The following is a 16,824-nucleotide window of genomic DNA, read 5'->3' as shown; positions in this document are numbered from 1 at the left end:
CACGTGGGAGGAGATCGATGACGCTGCCCGGGTACGAGACCTACGCGCCCCCCGCACCGCCCAGGCGGAGCGGCCTGGCGAGGGCCTCCCAGGTGCTCGGAATCGCCGGGCTGGCGGGGCTCGTGCTGTGCCTGGCGGGGGTGGTCCCCGCTCTCGGGGGGCTCGTCCTCGGGGCGGTCTCCCTCGCCCGGCGCGACCCCGACCGGCGGCCCGCCGTGGTGGGCGTCGTCTGCTCCGCGCTCGCCCTCGCCATCGGCGCGGGGACGCTCGGCTGGCTGCTGAGCAAGGCCGCGCAGTGCGGGGACGAGGCGCGGTACCCCGACGAGCCGTCGCGCCGGGGCTGCGTGGAGCGCGAGTTCCCCTTCGCCAAGGCGAGAACGCAGCCGCGCGCCCTGTCCGCCGTTCAGCCGGCCGCTCAGTCGGCGAGCGCGCGGACGGCTTCCTCGGTGAGCGGTGAGGCGTACACGCGGAAGTCGTCCATGAGGCCGCCGAACCCCGGCTTGGTGGGTTCGCTGCCCAGGTAGATCGGTCCGGCGGGTGTGACGACGGGGTGCTCCAACGGGACGGCCACATCTAGCTTGCCGTTGACGTAGAGGAACATCCCTCCGGTGTTCACCACGAAGGCGACATGGGTCCATTCCCCTACGGACAGCCTGGTGTGGCTGTCGACGTAGTCCGGCCCCTTGACGGTGAACAACTGGACCCGCAGCCTCATCTCGTCCGGATACAGCCACAGGCCCAGGCCCCGCGCATCGTTCTCCGCGACCGGCTTGTAGACGAGGCTGCGCCACTCCCCGGTCGGCGGCTCGGTCACCTGGACGAAGAACGCCAGGCTGAACCCGAACACCTGGCTCAGGACGAGTTGCGGCGCGGCGGGGATGACGGCCCGGTCGCGCCCGCTGAGCGAGAGCGCCCCACCGTCCCGGCCGGGGACGATTCCGGCGGTTTCGTCCAGTTCGGCGGCGGGTCCGGCCCCGGTCGCGTCCGCGACCCGGCGGCCGTCCACGGTGGCGACGTCGAACGTCCAGTGCGCGATCAGCACGGGGATCACCTCCAGCAACGCTGGATGATCCCGCACTGCGGCGCCTCAGTCGATGGGCAGGGGAAGAAAGGGCGACAGGTCCGCGCGCGCGCCGCTGGCCCTGACCCGTCCGTCCGCGACCGCGTCGGCCCAGGCCAGCCGTCCCGTGGCCAGCGCGATCCAGGCCGCGGCGTCCATCTCCACCACATTCGGTGGTGTTCCACGGGTATGGTGCGGGCCGTCGATGCACTGCACGGCGGCGTGCGGAGGGACCCGGACCTCCACCGAACGACCCGGGGCCAGCTCGGCGAGCCGGTCGAGCAGGAACCGCACCGCCCCCTTGACCACCGGACGGGACGGCTCGGCGCCTCCCGCCCCGGCGGAGGCGAGAACGGTGTCCAGGGCCGCGCGGCGGAGCGCGGCGGGCTCGTCCGGGCCGCCGTGGGGCGGCAGGCCGAGCGCGGCTCGCTGCTCATTCAGGACGGTGAGAGAGAGCGGAGTTCGCGACATCGCGATCGAAGCTACCCGGTCGGTCGCGGTCCCCGGACGACCGGTGGCGCACCGGCGGCCGCGGAGGACCGGCCTTCCACGGAAAGTACGCCGAAGCGGTAGAAAGGACCCCCGGTGCCAGGCCTGGGGGAGTGAGTTGGACGGGGAGCCGGGGCGCGTCCCCGGAGGACACGGAGGTTCGTCAGATGCCCGAGGCGCTGCCCCTGCAGCCGGGTGACCCGCTGAGACTCGGCTCGGTCGAGATCACGGGCCGGCTCGGCGTCGGCGAGCAGGGCGCCGTCTTCCTCGGCAGGGACCGGGCCGGCGGCCACGTCGCCGTGAAGGTCCTGCACGTCCGGCTGAGCGGCGAGCCCGTCGCCCGGTCCCGGTTCGCCGGCGCGTTCTCCTCCGCCCGGAAGGTCTCCGGGTTCTGCACGGCGGCGATCCTGGACGCCGACGTGGACGGCGACCGCCCCTACGTGGTGAGCCAGTGGGTGGACGGGCCGTCCCTCCAGCAGCTCGTGGACGAGGAGGGCGTGCGCGGCGGCACCGTCGTCGAGCGCCTGGCGGTCGGCATGGCGATCGCGCTCGCGGCCGTCCACCGGGCGGGTGCGGTTCATCACAACCTGAAGCCCGCGAACGTCCTCCTGGGGCGGGACGGGCCCAGGATGAGCGACTTCGGCATCGCGCACGCCTTGGAGGCGGTCAACGTCTCCTTCAGCGGGCACATCACCGACGACCCTTCCTACAAGGCCCCGGAGCAGTTGAGCGGCATGGGCATCGGCTCTGCCGCCGACGTGTTCGCCTGGGCGTCGACCATTCTGTTCGCCGCCACGGGCAAGCCGCCGTTCGGGGAGGGATCGCCTCACGAAGTCATGCAGCGCATCGTCTACGACCAGGCGGACCTGTCGGACGTCCCCGATTCGTTGCGCGAGGTCATGGCGAGCGCTCTGGCCAAGGTCCCGGCGGAGCGCCCTACCGCTGCGCAGATCCTCGAACGGCTCCTCGGGGCCGGCAGCCCGCTTCCCGGCCGCATACCGCCCTCGATGCTCGAGGAGGGGCGCGCCTTGGCAGCGGGTCCGGCCGCCAAGCAGCAGGCGTCGCCGACGGTGCCGCCGCCGCGCTCCCCCATGGGCGGCCCCGCGGCACCGATGGCGAGGCCGGTCCCACCACCGCCGGCACCGCCCGCACCGCCCGTGCCGCCACCGCCTCCGGTCTCGCCAGGGCCTTCCGGGCCGCCGCCTGAGGCCGAGTCACCGTCCCTTCCCCTGCTGGGGAAGCTGTCGCGCACCCGCAAGCCGAACCGCGAGACCAGGCCGCCGGAGCCGGAACCGCTCGCGGCCGACCTGGACCCGGCGGCCTTCGAGGCGACCACGACCTTCGGCGCGGTCGGCCTGGACCGTCCGTCCGGCTCCGGGCGCCGCGACGTGCGGGACGACCCGGCCCAGGCGGACCAGACCGCGAGGTTCGACGCGGTGGGCCCCGACCCGACGGCGGTCTTCGGCGCCGTCGGCATGCACGACCACCCGGACATCTCCGAGCCGCACCTCATCCCCGGCCTCGGCCATGGGCGGGACGGCGGCGAGCGCCGCCCGTCACCGCTGGCCTCCATCGCGCGTATGCGGCGCCCCGGCAACCATGTGCTCGGTCTCGCCCTTTCGCTGTTCATCGGTGTCAGCGTCGGAATCGCCATCATCGCGCTGGTGCTGTGGCCCCAGCTCAAGGACGACGGCGGGGGGTCGCCCGACAGCACCAACGCGTCCAACAACCGTCCGGTGACGACGATCCCCGCCGCCTTCGCGGGGACCTGGAGGGGCGACGTGGTCAACACCAACCGCAATGCCTCCTTCCCCGTGGAGATCACGTTCGAGTCAGGCGGCACTACGGCGCGGGCGGTGTATCCGCGCGAGAAGTGCAACGGCACTCTGACGCTCACCAGGGGCACGGAGAGCGCACTCAAGATGAACCTGGCCATCGGCAGCCCGTGCACGAGCGGAGTGGTCGAAATCACCCGGCAGCCGGACGGGACGTTGCAGTACACCTGGACCAAGCCGGGGACCAAGCTCGGCTATGGAGGCAGGCTCAGCCGCGCTTGATCTGGAGCCGTTTCCCGCACCACCCGTCCAATTTGTCACCTCAAATCAGGACAGTTCCGCTAAGGTTCCCTCGATCGAGATCATCGATCACAGGACGGGGCCCGCCGTACGCGGTCCCCCGGCTGAAGGAGAGGCCGTGCGGGCTGTCCACCGAAGGCTGCTGCTCGCCGGCGCGGTCGCGACCAGCCTCGGCGCCGCCGCGGCGCTCCCCGTGCTCGCCGACGACTCCGCCTCCCTCGTGCGGGTGACGGCGGCCGAGGGCACCCCGGTGCCCGGCCGGTACATCGTCACGCTGAAGCCCGGAGCGTCCACGAGCGACACGGCCGGGAAGGTCAGGGCCGCCGGCGTCAAGCGCTTCGACGGCGTCCTGAACGGCTTCGCCGCCAAGCTGACCGGCGATCAGCTCGACAGGCTCCGCCGCGACCACCGCGTCGCCGCGATCGAGCAGGACCAGATCGTCCGGGCCAGCGCGACCCAGCGCGCGCCCCTGCCGTGGGGCCTCGACCGCATCGACCAGCGGTCCGGCAAGCTCTCGAAGAGCTACTACTACAGATCTTCTGGAAGCGGCGTCAACGCCTACGTCATCGACACCGGCCTGGACGTCAAGCACAAGGAGTTCGGGGGACGCGCCTCCATCGCCTGGACGGCGACGAGGTTCAACGGCGACGGACGTGACTGCAACGGCCACGGAACCCACGTCGCGGGCATCATCGGCTCCAAGACCTACGGCGCCGCCAAGTCCGTCAAGCTCCGCGCCCTGCGCGTCCTCGACTGCGACGGCGCAGGCTCCATGTCGGACGTCGTCGCGGCCGTCCAGTGGCTGCGCACCCACGCCGCCAAGCCGGCCGTGGCGAACATGTCGCTCGGCGGACCGAAGTCCTCGGCCTTGAACACGGCCGTGACGAGCCTGTCGAAATCAGGAATCTTTTTGTCCGTGGCCGCGGGCAACGACAACAAGGACGCCTGCAACTACTCGCCGTCCGGGGCCGGCTGGGTCATGGCGGTCGGCGCGACCACCAAGTCCAACGCCCGCGCGTCGTTCTCCAACTGGGGCAAGTGCGTCGACATCAACGCACCCGGCTACGGCGTCTACTCCACCTGGCCTGGAGGCGGCCGCAAGGCGATCAGCGGGACGTCCATGGCCGCCCCCTACGTGAGCGGTGTCGCGGCCCTCTACGTCGCATACCACCCGACGGCCACTTTCCCGCAAGTGCAGAAGTGGCTGAACGACAATTCCACCCACGGCCTCAAGGGGCTCCGAACCCAGCCCGACCGGCTGCTCTACAAGGGCAAGCTGTGAAGCCAGTCACGTAGGATGGCCCGGCTCCCAGCAAGGAGCCGGGCTTCACGCGTACCGCGCCGTCCCACCTGATCCAGGGGTCTACCCTTGGCGAGGCCGGACTTCTTCAGCGCTCATTGACCTCAGGGCCCCCGGACCTCCGTACCTACGGCCGAGACGAGAGGAGAACACGTGGAGACCCCCGCCTCCACCTGTCGGCGGACCGCACGCCGGCGAGGTGGACGACGCACCGCCACGGCTCTCGTGGCCATCGCCGCCGCGCTGCCGCTGATCGGAACCGCCACCCCCTCGGCGAGCGCCGCCCCGGCCGCGTCCGTCCCCATGGACCCGGGCGACAGCGCCAAGTTCGCCAAGCTGAACCGCCAGATCGAGAAGCTCGACAAGGAGTACGGCGGTGACCTCGCAAAGCTGAAGGACGCCCAGTACGCGGCGGAGAAGGCGCTGAGCAAGTCCAACGACCTGCAGAAGGACCTCGTCGAGGCCCGCAACCTCGTGGCACAGCTCGCCGCGACCCAGTACATGACCGGCGGCGAGGACCCGACGGTCGCGTTCCTCGCCGACGCCGACCCCAACGAGATGCTCAGCAACGCCACCCTGGTCAGCCACCTGGCACAGAACAAGGCGGCGAAGGTCACGCAGATCCAGAAGCTCGTCACCGACCAGCTGGAGGCCCGCAAGAAGGCCCAGGCGAAGATGGCGGAGCTGAAGAAGGAGATCAAGGATCTGAAGAACCGCAAGGCCCAGATCCAGCAGCTCGTCAAGAAGTACAAGCCCGAGTCGCCGAGCATCGGCATGGGCGGCGTCACGCCCCGCATGCTCAAGGTCAAGAACACCCTCGACCTGGAGACGGGCCCGTTCCCGACGATCGGCTGCGTCCGGCACACCGGCGACCCGCAGGACCACGGCACCGGCCACGCCTGCGACTTCATGGTCACGACCGGCGGCGTGATGGCGAGCGGCAGCGCCCAGGCCCAGGGCGACCGCACCGCCCAGTACGCCATCTCCCACGCGAGCGCCCTCGGCATCAAGTACGTCATCTGGCGCCAGCGCATCTACGACATGCGCAGCCCCGGCTGGCGCATGATGGAGAACCGCGGCGGCGTGACCGCCAACCACTACGACCACGTCCACGTCTCGGTCTTCTGACCCGGACGTCGCCACCGCTCCTTGCCGGCGGTGGTCCGCGGCTACTTCTTGCGGCCGAAGAGGAAGTAGGAGATCGGGCCGACGAAGTTGACGAAGGCGACGGCCCGCCACAGCCGCTTCGAGCCCTTCACCTGGTCGCTCGGACGGCGCTGCAGGTCGACGAGCGCGGCCGCCAGCAGCGACAGCTGCACCGTCGTGGCGCCCGCGATGAGCGAGCGTTCCGTCCGGCTGAGCTCGGACCAGCGCTTGGAACCCACCGTGCCTCCCCCGTGGATCGGTTCGTCCCTCCCAGGCTAGACCGGCCCTGACGACGCGGAAGGGGCGCCCCAGGTGCGGGGCGCCCCTTCCGTCCGCTGATCGGGGATCAGTCGGCGTAGCTGGGCAGCATGCGCTCGTGCGCCTCGCGCAGCTCCGACAGGCCGATGCTGAACAGCTCCTGCTGGTCGCCGTCGGGGCCGCGCCCGGTCACGCGGAGGGCGTCGCCGCCCGCCACGCCGAGCTGGGCCACCGGCACCCCGGCGGACTCGCAGAGGGCCGCCAGGCGCGCCTCAGAGCCCGGCGTGACCGCGACCATGGCGCGGGCCACCGACTCGCTGAACAGCGCCGTGAACGGGTCGCCGTGCAGCGTGATGCGGGCGCCGAGGCCGCCGCGCAGGCACGCCTCCACCAGCGTCTGCGACAGGCCGCCGTCCGACAGGTCGTGGACGGCGGTGAGGAGGCCGTCGCGGATCGCGGCGACCAGCACCGACGCCAGCGCCGCCTCCGCCTTCAGATCGACCAACGGCGGCAGCCCGCCCAGGTGGTTGTAGACGACGTGCGCCCATTCCGAGCCGCCGAACTCCTCGCGGGTCTCGCCGAGCAGCGCGATCGTGGCGCCGTCGGTGGTCAGCGACATGTTCACCCGGCGGCGGACGTCGTCGTGGACGCCCAGGACACCAATCACCGGCGTCGGGTTGATCGGGGTGTCGCCGGTCTGGTTGTAGAAGCTGACGTTGCCGCCGGTGACCGGGATGCCCAGGTACTGGCAGCCGTCCGCCAGACCCTCCACGGCGCGCGCGAACTGCCACATGACGCCCGGGTCCTCGGGGGAGCCGAAGTTGAGGCAGTTGGTGACGGCCAGGGGACGCGCACCGGTGGAGGCTACGTTGCGGTACGCCTCGCTCAGCGCGAGCTGTGCGCCCGAGTACGGGTCAAGGCGGGTGTAGCGGCCGTTGCCGTCCAGGGACAGCGCGATGCCCAGCCCGGACTCGTCGTCCACCCGCACCACGCCCGCGTTCTCGGGCATGGCCATGACCGTGTTGCCCAGGACGTAGCGGTCGTACTGCGACGTCACCCACGTCTTGCTCGCGAGGTTCGGGGACCCGGCCAGCCACAGGACCGTCCGGCGCAGCTCGTCGCCGTTGGACGGACGCGTCAGCCGTCCCGGGGTGTCGGCCTGGAGGGCGCCGAGGTCGTGCGGGGGCTCCAGCGGCCGGTTGTACACCGGGCCCTCGTCGGCGGCCGTGACCGGCGGGATGTCGACGATCGTCTCGCCCCGCCACGTCATGACCAGCCGGCGCGTGTCGGTGACCTGGCCGATGACCGTCGCCGGGATCTCCCAGCGGGCGCAGATCTCCATGAAGCGCTCGACCTTGTCGGGCGACACGACCGCCATCATGCGCTCCTGCGACTCGCTCATGAGGATCTCCTCAGGGCGCAGCGTCGCGTCGCGCAGCGGGACGGTGTCGAGGTCGACGTGCATGCCGCCGGTGCCGGCCGCGGCCAGCTCCGTCGTCGCGCAGGACACACCGGCGGCGCCGAGGTCCTGGATGCCGACCACGAGGTCCTCGTTGAACAGCTCCAGGCAGCACTCGATGAGCAGCTTCTCCATGAACGGGTCGCCCACCTGGACCGACGGCCGCTTCTGGTGCGACTCCTCATCGAACGTCGCCGAGGCCAGGACGGACGCGCCGCCGATGCCGTCCGGGCCGGTCAGGGCACCGAACAGGATCACCTTGTTGCCGGGGCCGGGGGCCACGGCGCGCTTGATGTCCTCGTGCTTCATCACGCCGACGCACAGGGCGTTCACGAGCGGGTTCTGCTCGTAGCAGGCGTCGAAGACGGTCTCACCGCCGATGTTGGGCAGCCCCAGGGAGTTGCCGTAGCCGCCCACACCGGCCACCACGCCCGGCAGGACGCGCTGGGTGTCGGGGGCGTCCGCCGGGCCGAAACGGAGCGAGTCCATGACGGCGATGGGGCGCGCACCCATCGACATGATGTCGCGCACGATCCCGCCGACGCCCGTAGCGGCGCCCTGGTACGGCTCCACATAGGACGGGTGGTTGTGCGACTCCACCTTGAAGGTGACCGCCCAGCCGTGGCCGATGTCCACCACACCGGCGTTCTCGCCCATGCCGACCAGCAGCTTGTCGGTCTTCGGGGCCTTGTCGCCGAACTGGCGCAGGTGCACCTTGGAGCTCTTGTAGGAGCAGTGCTCGCTCCACATGACCGAGTAGATCGCCAGCTCCGCCGACGTCGGACGGCGCCCGAGGATGTGCCGGACGCGCCGGTACTCCTCCTCGTTCATCCCCAGCTCGACGTACGGCTGCGGGCGCTCGGGGGTCGCGGCGGCGATGGCGACCGTGTCCGTGCCCTGGTCGACCGGGCCGGACGCGATCGCCGGCATTGGACCGGTCCCCGGCCGGAGGGGCTGCAGGCCGGTTGCGGTCTCGACCGTCGGCTGCGGGCCGGTGCCCGGGCCGAGCGCGGGCTGCGGCCCCGTCCCCGGACCCACGGCGGGCTGGGGACCGGTTCCCGGGCCCCCGATGGCCGGTTGCGGACCCGTGCCGCGGCCGATGCGAGGCTGCGGACCGGTGCCGCCGCCTTCGGCGCGGACGGGCACCAGCGGACCGGTGTTCAGGCTGACGGCGGGTTGCGGGCCGGTCCCCGGACCCACGGCGGGTTGGGGGCCCGTTACCGAGCCTACGGCGGGCTGCGGGCCCGTCCCGGAGCCGATCGCGGGCTGCGGGCCGGTGCCCGTGCCAATGGCAGGCTGCGGACCCGTCCCGGAGCCCTCAGGACGCGCCAGCGGGCCACTGTTCAGATCAACGATCGGCTGCGGGGCGGTACCGGGGCCGACCGCAGGCTGCGGACCCGTCCCAGAGCCCACCACGGGCTGCGGGCCGGTGCCCGTGCCAATGGCAGGCTGCGGACCCGTCCCGGGCCCCTCAGGACGCGCCAGCGGGCCACTGTTCAGATCAACGACCGGCTGCGGGCCGCTACCCGGACCGACCACCGGCTGCGGCCCTGTGCCAGGGCCCTCCGGACGCGCAAGCGGGCCGCTGTTCAGGTCGACAAGGGGCTGCGGGCCAGTACCCGACCCGACCGCAGGCTGCGGGCCGGTTCCCGACCCCACGGCCGGCTGGGGGCCCGTGCCAGGGCCGCCGGGCTCCGCGGGCGGGCGAGGCGCGGCGAAGCCGCTGAGGTCGGGCATGGTCAGTGACGGGTCCACCACGGTGGACGAGGGGTCGCCGCCGGGGCGCTCCTCCTCCAGGGCGCGGGCGAACTCCTGCTCCGGCCCTTCGAGGGGCGCCGCCGGTGCGGGAGCCTGCTCGCCGTCCAGCACGGGCATGGGCCCCGTGAACGGCCCGGGAGAGGCCTGGACGGCGGGGTCCTGCTGGACGGGACGGGCGGCCTGGCCCGTCTGCCGGTCCTCGTCGATGATGGCCTTGAAGCCCTGGGTCACCGCTGGGTTGACGGGCTGGAGTTCGGGGTCGTCAGCGTCGGACTTGAGCTCCCCGAGCCACTCCATGGACGGCTCGTCGGAGGCGTCCCGGGTAGCGCGTCCGGAAGCGTGGGGCCGTTGCTCACTCATGCGTTGACCAGTCTCTTGACAATGGAGGTGAAGAAACCGAGCCCGTCGGTGGACGGTCCGGTCAGCGACTCCACGGCATGCTCGGGGTGGGGCATGAGCCCGACCACGTTGCCGGCCTCGTTGCAGATGCCGGCGATGTCGTCGAGGGAGCCGTTCGGGTTCAGGTCGACGTAGCGGGCGACGATCCGGCCGGTGTCGGCCAGTTCGATCAGCGTCTCCCGGTCGGCGGTGTAGCGGCCGTCCCGGTTCTTGATCGGGATCACCACCTCCTGGCCCTCGCTGTACTCGCCGGTCCAGGCGGTGTCGGCGTTCTCGATCCGCAGCCGCTGGTCGCGGCAGACGAAGTGCAGGCCCGCGTTCGGCAGCAGCGCGCCCGGCAGCAGGTGCGTCTCGCACAGCACCTGGAAGCCGTTGCAGATGCCGAGGACGGGCAGCCCCGCGCCGGCGGCGGTCACCAGTTCGGTCATCAGCGGCGCGAACCGGGCGATCGCCCCGGCCCGCAGGTAGTCCCCATAGGAGAACCCGCCTGGCAGGACGACCGCGTCGACCCCTTGCAGGTCGTGGTCGCCGTGCCAGAGCGCGACCGGCTCGGCGCCGGACAGCCTGACGGCACGTGCGGCGTCCTTGTCGTCCAGGGAACCAGGGAAGGTGATGATCCCAACCCGGGCAGCGTCCATCTGTTCTGTTCCTCCGAAAGAAGGCGGCGGCCGGGACGGTCGGGATCTCCTCCGCCGATCACCCCGCTGCGCGTCGCATACCCCCCGCGCGCGTCCTAATCTACCCGGCGCCCCGCATGAGTCCGGCGTCGAGTCGCCGGACCAGGGCCCCGTCGCTCCAGGTCAGGCGCTTCCGCAGGTGAACGACGGTGCCCGTGTCGGGGGAGGAGCGGATGTCCAGGTCGTCCACCAGCGCCCGCATGATTTTAATCCCGCGCCCGGACTCGCTCAACGGGCCCCGGTCCACGGGGGCCGGCCGGGGCCCGCGGCCCCAGTCCATGATCTTGAGCATGCACACGCCCTCGTCGACGTGCCCGGTCACCTCGTACTCCCCGGTCGCGCGGGCGTGCTGGACGACGTTCGTGCACGCCTCGGAGGTGGCGACCAGGACGTCGTCGACGCAGTCGGCGGAGACGCCGAGCCCCCGCAGGGCGTCCCCCACCACCCGCCGGATCACCGGGATGCTCAGCGCATCGCGCGGCAGCGCGAGCGAGAACCTCATATCCACCCGGACACCTCGTGTCATGCCCCGGGCTTCCCGACCGTTCCCCCGGCCCCGGAGCGTGCTCGACGACTCGACGCAGCTAACACTTCCCCGGCGGATTACTCCGTAATCGCTGTACTCACGGGTCTTTCCGGGAAACCCCGTTGTCCCGCCGCCCGTTCGGAACGAAACAAACCCCGTCCGGTACCGAACGGTATTCCGCGCAATTCCGGCTAGAGAACGCGGACCTCGTAGTTCTCGATGACCGGATTGGCCAGCAGCGTCTCTGCGATCTTGCCGACCCGCTCCAGGGCCGCCTCGTCGGCGTCCCCCTCCAACTCCACCTCGAACCGCTTGCCCTGCCGGACGGCGACCACCCCGTCGAACCCCATCTGCGGCAGCTTCCTGGCGATCGCCTGGCCCTGCGGGTCGAGGATCTCCGGCTTGAGCATGACGTCCACGACGACACGCGCCACGACCGCCCCCTCACTGATCTGCACTTTTCCTTACGATCTGAAGCGTACGGCACCATGGCTCTTCACGAGCCATCCGCATCCCCCCGGAGCCACCCGATGAACATCGAGGACCTGACCCCCTCGGAACGCCGCCTGTGGAAGGCGTTCCCGAAGGGCGAATCCGTCGACCTGTCGACCGGCGACCGGGCGTTCGACGACGTCGCGCAGGCGGACCGGTGGGGGCACGACCGGGTGGTCAGGGCCGAGGTCCTCGTCGCCCTCCTGGTCGGCGCGGTGGAGCCCGAGCCGGGGCAGGTCGCCGCCGTCCGGCTCACCGGCGCCCGCATCACCGGCTCGCTGAACCTCGGGCACGCGGAGGTCACCGTCCCGCTGGCCCTCACCGGCTGCGCGTTCGACGAGGCGCCGCACCTCTACTGGGCGAGCATGAACAGCGTCCACCTGATGCGCTGCCGGCTGCCGGGCCTGGTCGCGTCCGGTACGCGCGTCGACGGCCACCTGTGGCTGGAGGGGAGCCGGATCGACGGCGGCGTCTGGCTGGACGGTGCGAACATCACCGGGATCCTGAACATGTCCGGCGTCCAGCTGACCAACCCCGGCGGGGACGCGCTGCTCGCCGACCGCCTCGCCGTCGAGGCGAACGTCTACTGCGACCAGGACTTCATCGCCAACGGCGAGGTCCGGCTGCCCGGCGCCCGCATCGGCGGCCAGCTGATCTTCCGCGGCGCGCGGCTCTACAACCCGTCCGGCGTCGCCCTGTACGCCAGCCGCCTGGACGTCGCCGCGAACGTGTTCTGCGACGGCGGCTTCACCGCCGAGGGCGAGGTCCGGCTCCGCGGCGCCAGCGTCGGCGGCTACCTGTCCTTCGTCGGCGCGAACCTGTCCGCGCCCCAGCGCACCGCCCTCAACGCCGACGACCTCACCGTCGAGACCGACATCTACTGCTCGGACGGCTTCACCGCCACCGGCGCCGTCAGCTTCTCGGGCGCCCGCGTCACCGGCCAGCTCAGCCTCCGCGACGCCCGGCTGCGCAACGACAGCGGGACCGCCCTCAGCCTGCAGCGCGTCCAGGCCGAGGAGCTGCTCCTCCGCACCGCCGAGCCGATCAAGGGCGTCGCCGACCTCTCCTACGCCCGCATCAACCTGCTCCGCGACGACGCAGCGTCCTGGCCGGAGCGCCTCCAGCTCGACGGCCTCCAGTACGAGACCCTCGACCCGCCCCTCACCGCCCGCGAGCGCCTGGACTGGCTGCACCGCGACACCGACGGCTACGCCCCGCAGCCCTACGAGCGCCTGGCCCAGACCTACCGCTCCCTCGGCCTGGACGCCGACGGCCGCTCCGTCCTGCTCGCCAAGGCCCGCGACCGCCGCAAGACCCAGGGACTCCCCCGCAAGATCGTCGGCTGGATGCAGGACGGCCTGGTCGGCTACGGCTACCGCCCGTTCCGCGCCGCCAGCTGGCTGATCGGCCTCCTGGCCTTCGGCACGATCGTCTTCTCCCTCCACCGCCCCGACGTCCTGGACGACGGCCACAAGCCGCATTTCAACGCGTTCTTCTACACCCTCGACCTGCTCCTGCCGATCGGCAGCCTCGGCCAGGAGATCGAGTTCGCCCCCAAGGGCGTCTACCAGTGGATAGCAAACTTCATCGTCGCCGCGGGCCTCGTCCTAGGCCTGACCGTCGCCGCCGGCGCCACCAGAGCCCTCTCCCGCGAATAAACCCGGATTACCCCCGACCCGAAACACCGTTTCCGCCCCTGCCGCCTCCCCTTTCATTACCGTCCACAGGGCGAAAGGAGGCGGGTCATGACCCTCAAGATCGACGCCCGCGCCGTGCACGCCGAACTTCAGGCGATTTCAACGGCGATGTCCGAGGTGACCCGCCTCATGGGCCCGCAGACCTGGCAGGGCGGCTCCGCCGCCGCGTTCACCACCGACCTCCAGGGCCACAACCGGTCGCTGAACCGCCTGATGCTCGAGGTCGAACGCACGGTCGTCCGCTTCAACCAGGTCCCCCTCACCCTGGACCCACCAGAGATCCCCCGAGTCACCCCACCCGGCGGAAAGCCCGGCGTCGCCTCCGTCAGCCCGTCCGCCCTGGAACGCTTGGAAACGGCCCTGACGCGCGCCGCGGCCGACCTCCCCCACCGCGCCAAGATGATCCGCGGCCACTTGGCCCTCGCCTACCCGGACATCCCGAGCACCACGCCCTGCGACAACGCCGCCTCCTGGTGCCGCACGCAGGCCGCCCGCATGCGCACCCGCATCATGTACGCCCTCGCCGAAAACGAAGTGACCGCAACCCCCTTGATCCAGGGCCCGGTCATCGAAATCCCGGACACGGAACGCTTCGGCTCCAAGGAAATGACCGACCTGGCCCGCCTCCAGGCCCGCGCCTGGCTGAAGCACACAACCCACCCGGGCAACGCGACGCCGGCCCTGATGTCGGAGATGGCCCGCACCCTGGCCGAGAACAGCAAGAACACCACCTACCTGGCCACCTTCTTCTCCAACATCCCGCCAGGCTCCGCAGGCAAACTCCCCTACCGCCTCCACCAACTGAGCAAAACCAGCGGCCTGGCCCCCGAAGACAAGAAGACAGTAGGAAACCTGGGCACAGCCCTAGCCGCCCTATCCCGAAAAAGGGAAACGGAAGGCATAGCCGCGAAGGCCCTGGGCCCCGCCGGCGCAGACATGCCCGGCCAAGCCCTCCTCGTCAAACTCGGCAGCGGCCCGTGGGGCGCGAAAACCCTCGCCGCGCTAGGGCAGGCAGGGCTCCGGTGGCGGCAGCAAAACGCCACCTATCGGATGACCTGGGAAGAGAAGGGTTTTCAAGAGCCCAGGTGGTTCGACAACAATGCCCACTGGGTCGACGACTGGGGGCTGAATCTCAGCGACCACCGAACCATCCAGCAATACGATCCCGCTTTGGCCATCCTCGGCGAGATCGCCTCGGAGAAGAATACAGAGGCAGCACGACTTCTGGCCCTGGGCACGCTTCCACCGTCACTGGCGACCACCGACCCGCGAAACTCGAAATTCCGTCCCACCCAACTCCCGACCTGGCTGACCCGCCTTCCCGGCCAGACGTACGTGTCCGCGTTGCTCGCGCCCGACTGGCCGGACGGAGGGCGCCGAGCGGGCGCGGTCATCGAACTCGCCACCCGCCCGGCTCCCGGACATGAACGCGAGGCCGCGGACATCGCCCGGCAGGCGGTATGGGCGGTCTCCCGCTGGAACGGCCTTGCACGTGACGATGTGCGCAAGTTCCTCACCGGAAACGACATCGTCACCGCACCGGACGCAATTCACGCTGCCGGGGCCCGGCTCGATCTTCCGGACCAACTCAAGCGGGCACTCCTTTCTGTCGCCACACGCTATATCGGCAGTTTCGTTCCCAGCACCGGTGACGGGGATCCCTCGACGTCACTACTCGACGACGATCCGGTCACCGGGGGAAAGACGTTCCGGATGTCAGGCTGGACGGCACAGCATTTTCTATCAACCTTTACCTCCGACGAGAAGAGTCGAACAACACTCCTCTTGGCTGCACAGACCTACGAACGGCTGCTGCTGGCCGGCGCCGCGCGCGGCGCCTTCAAACGCATCCCCTTAGAGGATGCAATGAGTCGAATCGGCCACCTGGAGGGAAACATCACTCATGGCCTGAAAATCGGCTATCTCGACCAAGGCAAGGCCGAGAGCGAGGCGCTTGCCGCCGCCCAAAAAGACGGCGAAGCCGTCAGGGGCCTAACGGAGTCCTTGTTCTCAATGCTTCCGGGGTCAGGGCTGACCAGTGGATTCTTGCCAGGGACCATCGTCAACGATCCAGAGCAGTTACTGAGCAAAGCCGAGCAAGAAAAGCTTGGAAGCATCGACGAGAACACCCGGACCGTCGGCTACGACTGGGGGACAGCCGTGAGAACGGAACTCGCGGCAAGCCTGCACAATGACGGGACACGACGCAGTTCAAAGATCACGACTGACGGCGTGACCTATGACGTCGGCAGATTCTTCCACTCCGACGGCCGACTCAAGAAGATCAGCAAAACGGACCTGGACGTCCTCTGGCGCTGGGCCGAAGCTCAGATGAGCGACGGGCATACCGGAAAGAGCTTGATAGAACAAGCCAATACCGGGTTCACCAATACCACTTCGCCGGCCACGCCCCGCTCGGACATCGGCCCACCGCCGACCGGTGCGAGTGATCAGTGACTCTACGGCGCGGCGCTCCGGACTTCGTACAGCCTCCAGCATGCCCTGTCGCCGACGACCACCGCATTGTTCGGGCGGATCGCGAGACCGAGGAGGTCCGTCCCCGGCTGAGGGCTTGTAGGGCTCGCCGGCCCGCCGTCGCAGGTGTCGGGCCAATCCGGTTGCAACCGGCTCACCCGCCCGTCCGGGCCCACCCTGATGAGAATGGAGGCGGCGGGCGGGTTGGCCTGCGCCGCCAGTACGAGCGAGCCGTCAGCGGTCTTCCCGCCGCCCGCCCAGGCGATCCCGTACCCCGGGCGTTCCGGGTAGTCGATGCGAATCCCCTTTGCCCGCCCTCGGGCCGGGATCATGACGGCCCCGGCACTGGTGAGGACGGTGAGCCCGCTGTCCTCGGCAATTAGCGCGTCCACGGTACGGGTGAACACATCGGTCTTGTGCCCCCGCCGGACAAGGTCGTCAATGGCCGCCGCGTAACCGGGTGGCCGCCACCGACGGATCCTGCCGGGTGAAGGAACTCTGAAGAGTTCCCCCGTTCGCAGGGCGACCACCGGTGTCCCGTCGGCTCCGACGGCCACGGCGGACGGATGATGGTCGCCCGACAGCCATCTCTGTCGTTCCCGACGCTGTGTCTCGGTGGGCGACGGATCACCTTGTTCGTCAATGAGCGTCGGCCCGTCTTGCGGGCTCCTCACAACGAAAAGGCGGGCTTCCTCGGCCCCGGCCATCGAGTACCTGACGAGCGTGGGCTGCGGTCCCGTCCCCAGTATCCACAGCTTCCCGCCACCCACGGTCAACTTGTCGGCACGATGCCATTGAACGGGCGTCCCGATGATGCTCAACCGACCATCTGTGGCGATTCGAGCGAACCGCACTAAGGCGCCGTCGCCGCCAGGTTGCCGGACCGGAAGGTAAAGCGTGCCGTCCGGCGCGAATGCAAACGGACCTGCGAGGTTGACGGGCGAGCCCAGCGCCCACTGCCCGCTCATAGCCGGGCCCGTCTCCCCGTTGCCGGCGATCGCGACGACTTGGCC

Annotated in this window: 14 protein-coding genes; 6 read left to right on the top strand and 8 right to left on the bottom strand. The window is 70.5% G+C overall.

Translation table 11 applies throughout. From position 1 onward, the window contains the following. Positions 1-17 precede the first annotated feature (17 nt). A complete protein-coding gene (locus E1284_RS20210; RefSeq protein ID WP_207923856.1) occupies positions 18-524 on the top strand; it encodes a hypothetical protein in 507 nt (168 codons plus the stop codon). Here E1284_RS20210 and E1284_RS20205 read toward each other — a convergent pair. Together E1284_RS20205 and E1284_RS20200 are read right to left on the bottom strand one after the other, a co-directional pair. Next, positions 416-1,051 carry a LamG domain-containing protein gene (locus E1284_RS20205; protein ID WP_243714615.1) on the bottom strand — a complete coding sequence of 212 codons (636 nt, stop codon included), beginning with the start codon at positions 1,049-1,051 and terminating at the stop codon, positions 416-418. The genes E1284_RS20210 and E1284_RS20205 overlap by 109 nt on opposite strands. A gap of 36 nt (positions 1,052-1,087) precedes the next feature. Next, the gene (locus E1284_RS20200; protein ID WP_131941159.1) at positions 1,088-1,531 is read right to left on the bottom strand and encodes a sterol carrier family protein; all 444 of its coding nucleotides are present in this window, start codon (positions 1,529-1,531) and stop codon (positions 1,088-1,090) included. Positions 1,532-1,716: 185 nt separating this feature from the next. Here E1284_RS20200 and E1284_RS20195 point away from each other — a divergent pair, with 185 nt between their 5' ends. The 3 genes from E1284_RS20195 (at position 1,717) to E1284_RS20185 (ending at position 6,052) form a co-directional block, all read left to right on the top strand. Continuing rightward, a complete protein-coding gene (locus E1284_RS20195; protein WP_131941157.1) occupies positions 1,717-3,606 on the top strand; it encodes a serine/threonine protein kinase in 1,890 nt (629 codons plus the stop codon). Positions 3,607-3,742: 136 nt separating this feature from the next. After that, positions 3,743-4,906: a S8 family peptidase gene (locus E1284_RS20190; RefSeq protein ID WP_131941155.1), complete on the top strand. Its 1,164-nt coding sequence runs from the start codon at positions 3,743-3,745 to the stop codon at positions 4,904-4,906. Between the two features lie 243 nt (positions 4,907-5,149). Next, positions 5,150-6,052 (top strand): coiled-coil domain-containing protein, encoded by a 903-nt coding sequence (locus E1284_RS20185; RefSeq protein ID WP_243714611.1) that lies wholly within the window; start codon positions 5,150-5,152, stop codon positions 6,050-6,052. A gap of 41 nt (positions 6,053-6,093) precedes the next feature. Here E1284_RS20185 and E1284_RS20180 read toward each other — a convergent pair whose 3' ends face one another. The 5 genes from E1284_RS20180 to purS all read right to left on the bottom strand — a co-directional run bounded on the left by E1284_RS20180 (position 6,094) and on the right by purS (position 11,581). Then, a complete protein-coding gene (locus E1284_RS20180; protein WP_131941151.1) occupies positions 6,094-6,309 on the bottom strand; it encodes a PLD nuclease N-terminal domain-containing protein in 216 nt (71 codons plus the stop codon). A 107-nt stretch (positions 6,310-6,416) separates the two neighbouring features. Further along, on the bottom strand, positions 6,417-8,717 hold the full coding sequence (purL, locus tag E1284_RS20175) for a phosphoribosylformylglycinamidine synthase subunit PurL (RefSeq protein ID WP_131941175.1): 2,301 nt from the start codon (positions 8,715-8,717) through the stop codon (positions 6,417-6,419). A gap of 1,184 nt (positions 8,718-9,901) precedes the next feature. After that, a complete protein-coding gene (purQ, locus tag E1284_RS20170; RefSeq protein WP_131941149.1) occupies positions 9,902-10,582 on the bottom strand; it encodes a phosphoribosylformylglycinamidine synthase subunit PurQ in 681 nt (226 codons plus the stop codon). Between the two features lie 100 nt (positions 10,583-10,682). Next, entirely contained in the window at positions 10,683-11,123 is a 441-nt protein-coding gene (locus tag E1284_RS20165; protein WP_243714614.1) for an ATP-binding protein, read from the bottom strand. Between the two features lie 215 nt (positions 11,124-11,338). Then, the gene (purS, locus tag E1284_RS20160) at positions 11,339-11,581 is read right to left on the bottom strand and encodes a phosphoribosylformylglycinamidine synthase subunit PurS (protein ID WP_083946837.1); all 243 of its coding nucleotides are present in this window, start codon (positions 11,579-11,581) and stop codon (positions 11,339-11,341) included. A gap of 96 nt (positions 11,582-11,677) precedes the next feature. Between purS and E1284_RS20155 the strand changes: the two genes are divergently transcribed. Together E1284_RS20155 and E1284_RS20145 are read left to right on the top strand one after the other, a co-directional pair. Beyond that, positions 11,678-13,297 carry a hypothetical protein gene (locus E1284_RS20155; RefSeq protein ID WP_131941145.1) on the top strand — a complete coding sequence of 540 codons (1,620 nt, stop codon included), beginning with the start codon at positions 11,678-11,680 and terminating at the stop codon, positions 13,295-13,297. An 87-nt stretch (positions 13,298-13,384) separates the two neighbouring features. Continuing rightward, on the top strand, positions 13,385-15,793 hold the full coding sequence (locus E1284_RS20145; protein ID WP_131941143.1) for a hypothetical protein: 2,409 nt from the start codon (positions 13,385-13,387) through the stop codon (positions 15,791-15,793). Between the two features lie 2 nt (positions 15,794-15,795). On the opposite strand, the gene E1284_RS20140 is transcribed toward E1284_RS20145, so the two are convergent. After that, positions 15,796-16,824, bottom strand: a 1,029-nt coding sequence (locus tag E1284_RS20140; protein WP_207923855.1) for a hypothetical protein, incomplete at its 5' end; no start/stop codon positions are given.

The organism is Actinomadura bangladeshensis, assembly GCF_004348335.1.
In the GTDB taxonomy this organism is placed as follows: Bacteria; Actinomycetota; Actinomycetes; order Streptosporangiales; family Streptosporangiaceae; genus Spirillospora; species Spirillospora bangladeshensis.
This window is presented reverse-complemented; position numbering and strand designations above follow the sequence as displayed.

Bases quoted from the DNA above. Each gene is read 5' to 3' on its own strand.
- E1284_RS20195 (WP_131941157.1), top strand. From the start codon at position 1,717: ATGCCCGAGGCGCTGCCCCTGCAGCCGGGTGACCCGCTGAGACTCGGC.
- E1284_RS20145 (WP_131941143.1), top strand. From the start codon at position 13,385: ATGACCCTCAAGATCGACGCCCGCGCCGTGCACGCCGAACTTCAGGCG.
- E1284_RS20165 (WP_243714614.1), bottom strand. From the start codon at position 11,123: ATGAGGTTCTCGCTCGCGCTGCCGCGCGATGCGCTGAGCATCCCGGTG.
- E1284_RS20200 (WP_131941159.1), bottom strand. From the start codon at position 1,531: ATGTCGCGAACTCCGCTCTCTCTCACCGTCCTGAATGAGCAGCGAGCC.
- E1284_RS20155 (WP_131941145.1), top strand. From the start codon at position 11,678: ATGAACATCGAGGACCTGACCCCCTCGGAACGCCGCCTGTGGAAGGCG.
- purL (WP_131941175.1), bottom strand. From the start codon at position 8,717: ATGCCGGCGATCGCGTCCGGCCCGGTCGACCAGGGCACGGACACGGTC.
- purQ (WP_131941149.1), bottom strand. From the start codon at position 10,582: ATGGACGCTGCCCGGGTTGGGATCATCACCTTCCCTGGTTCCCTGGAC.
- E1284_RS20210 (WP_207923856.1), top strand. From the start codon at position 18: ATGACGCTGCCCGGGTACGAGACCTACGCGCCCCCCGCACCGCCCAGG.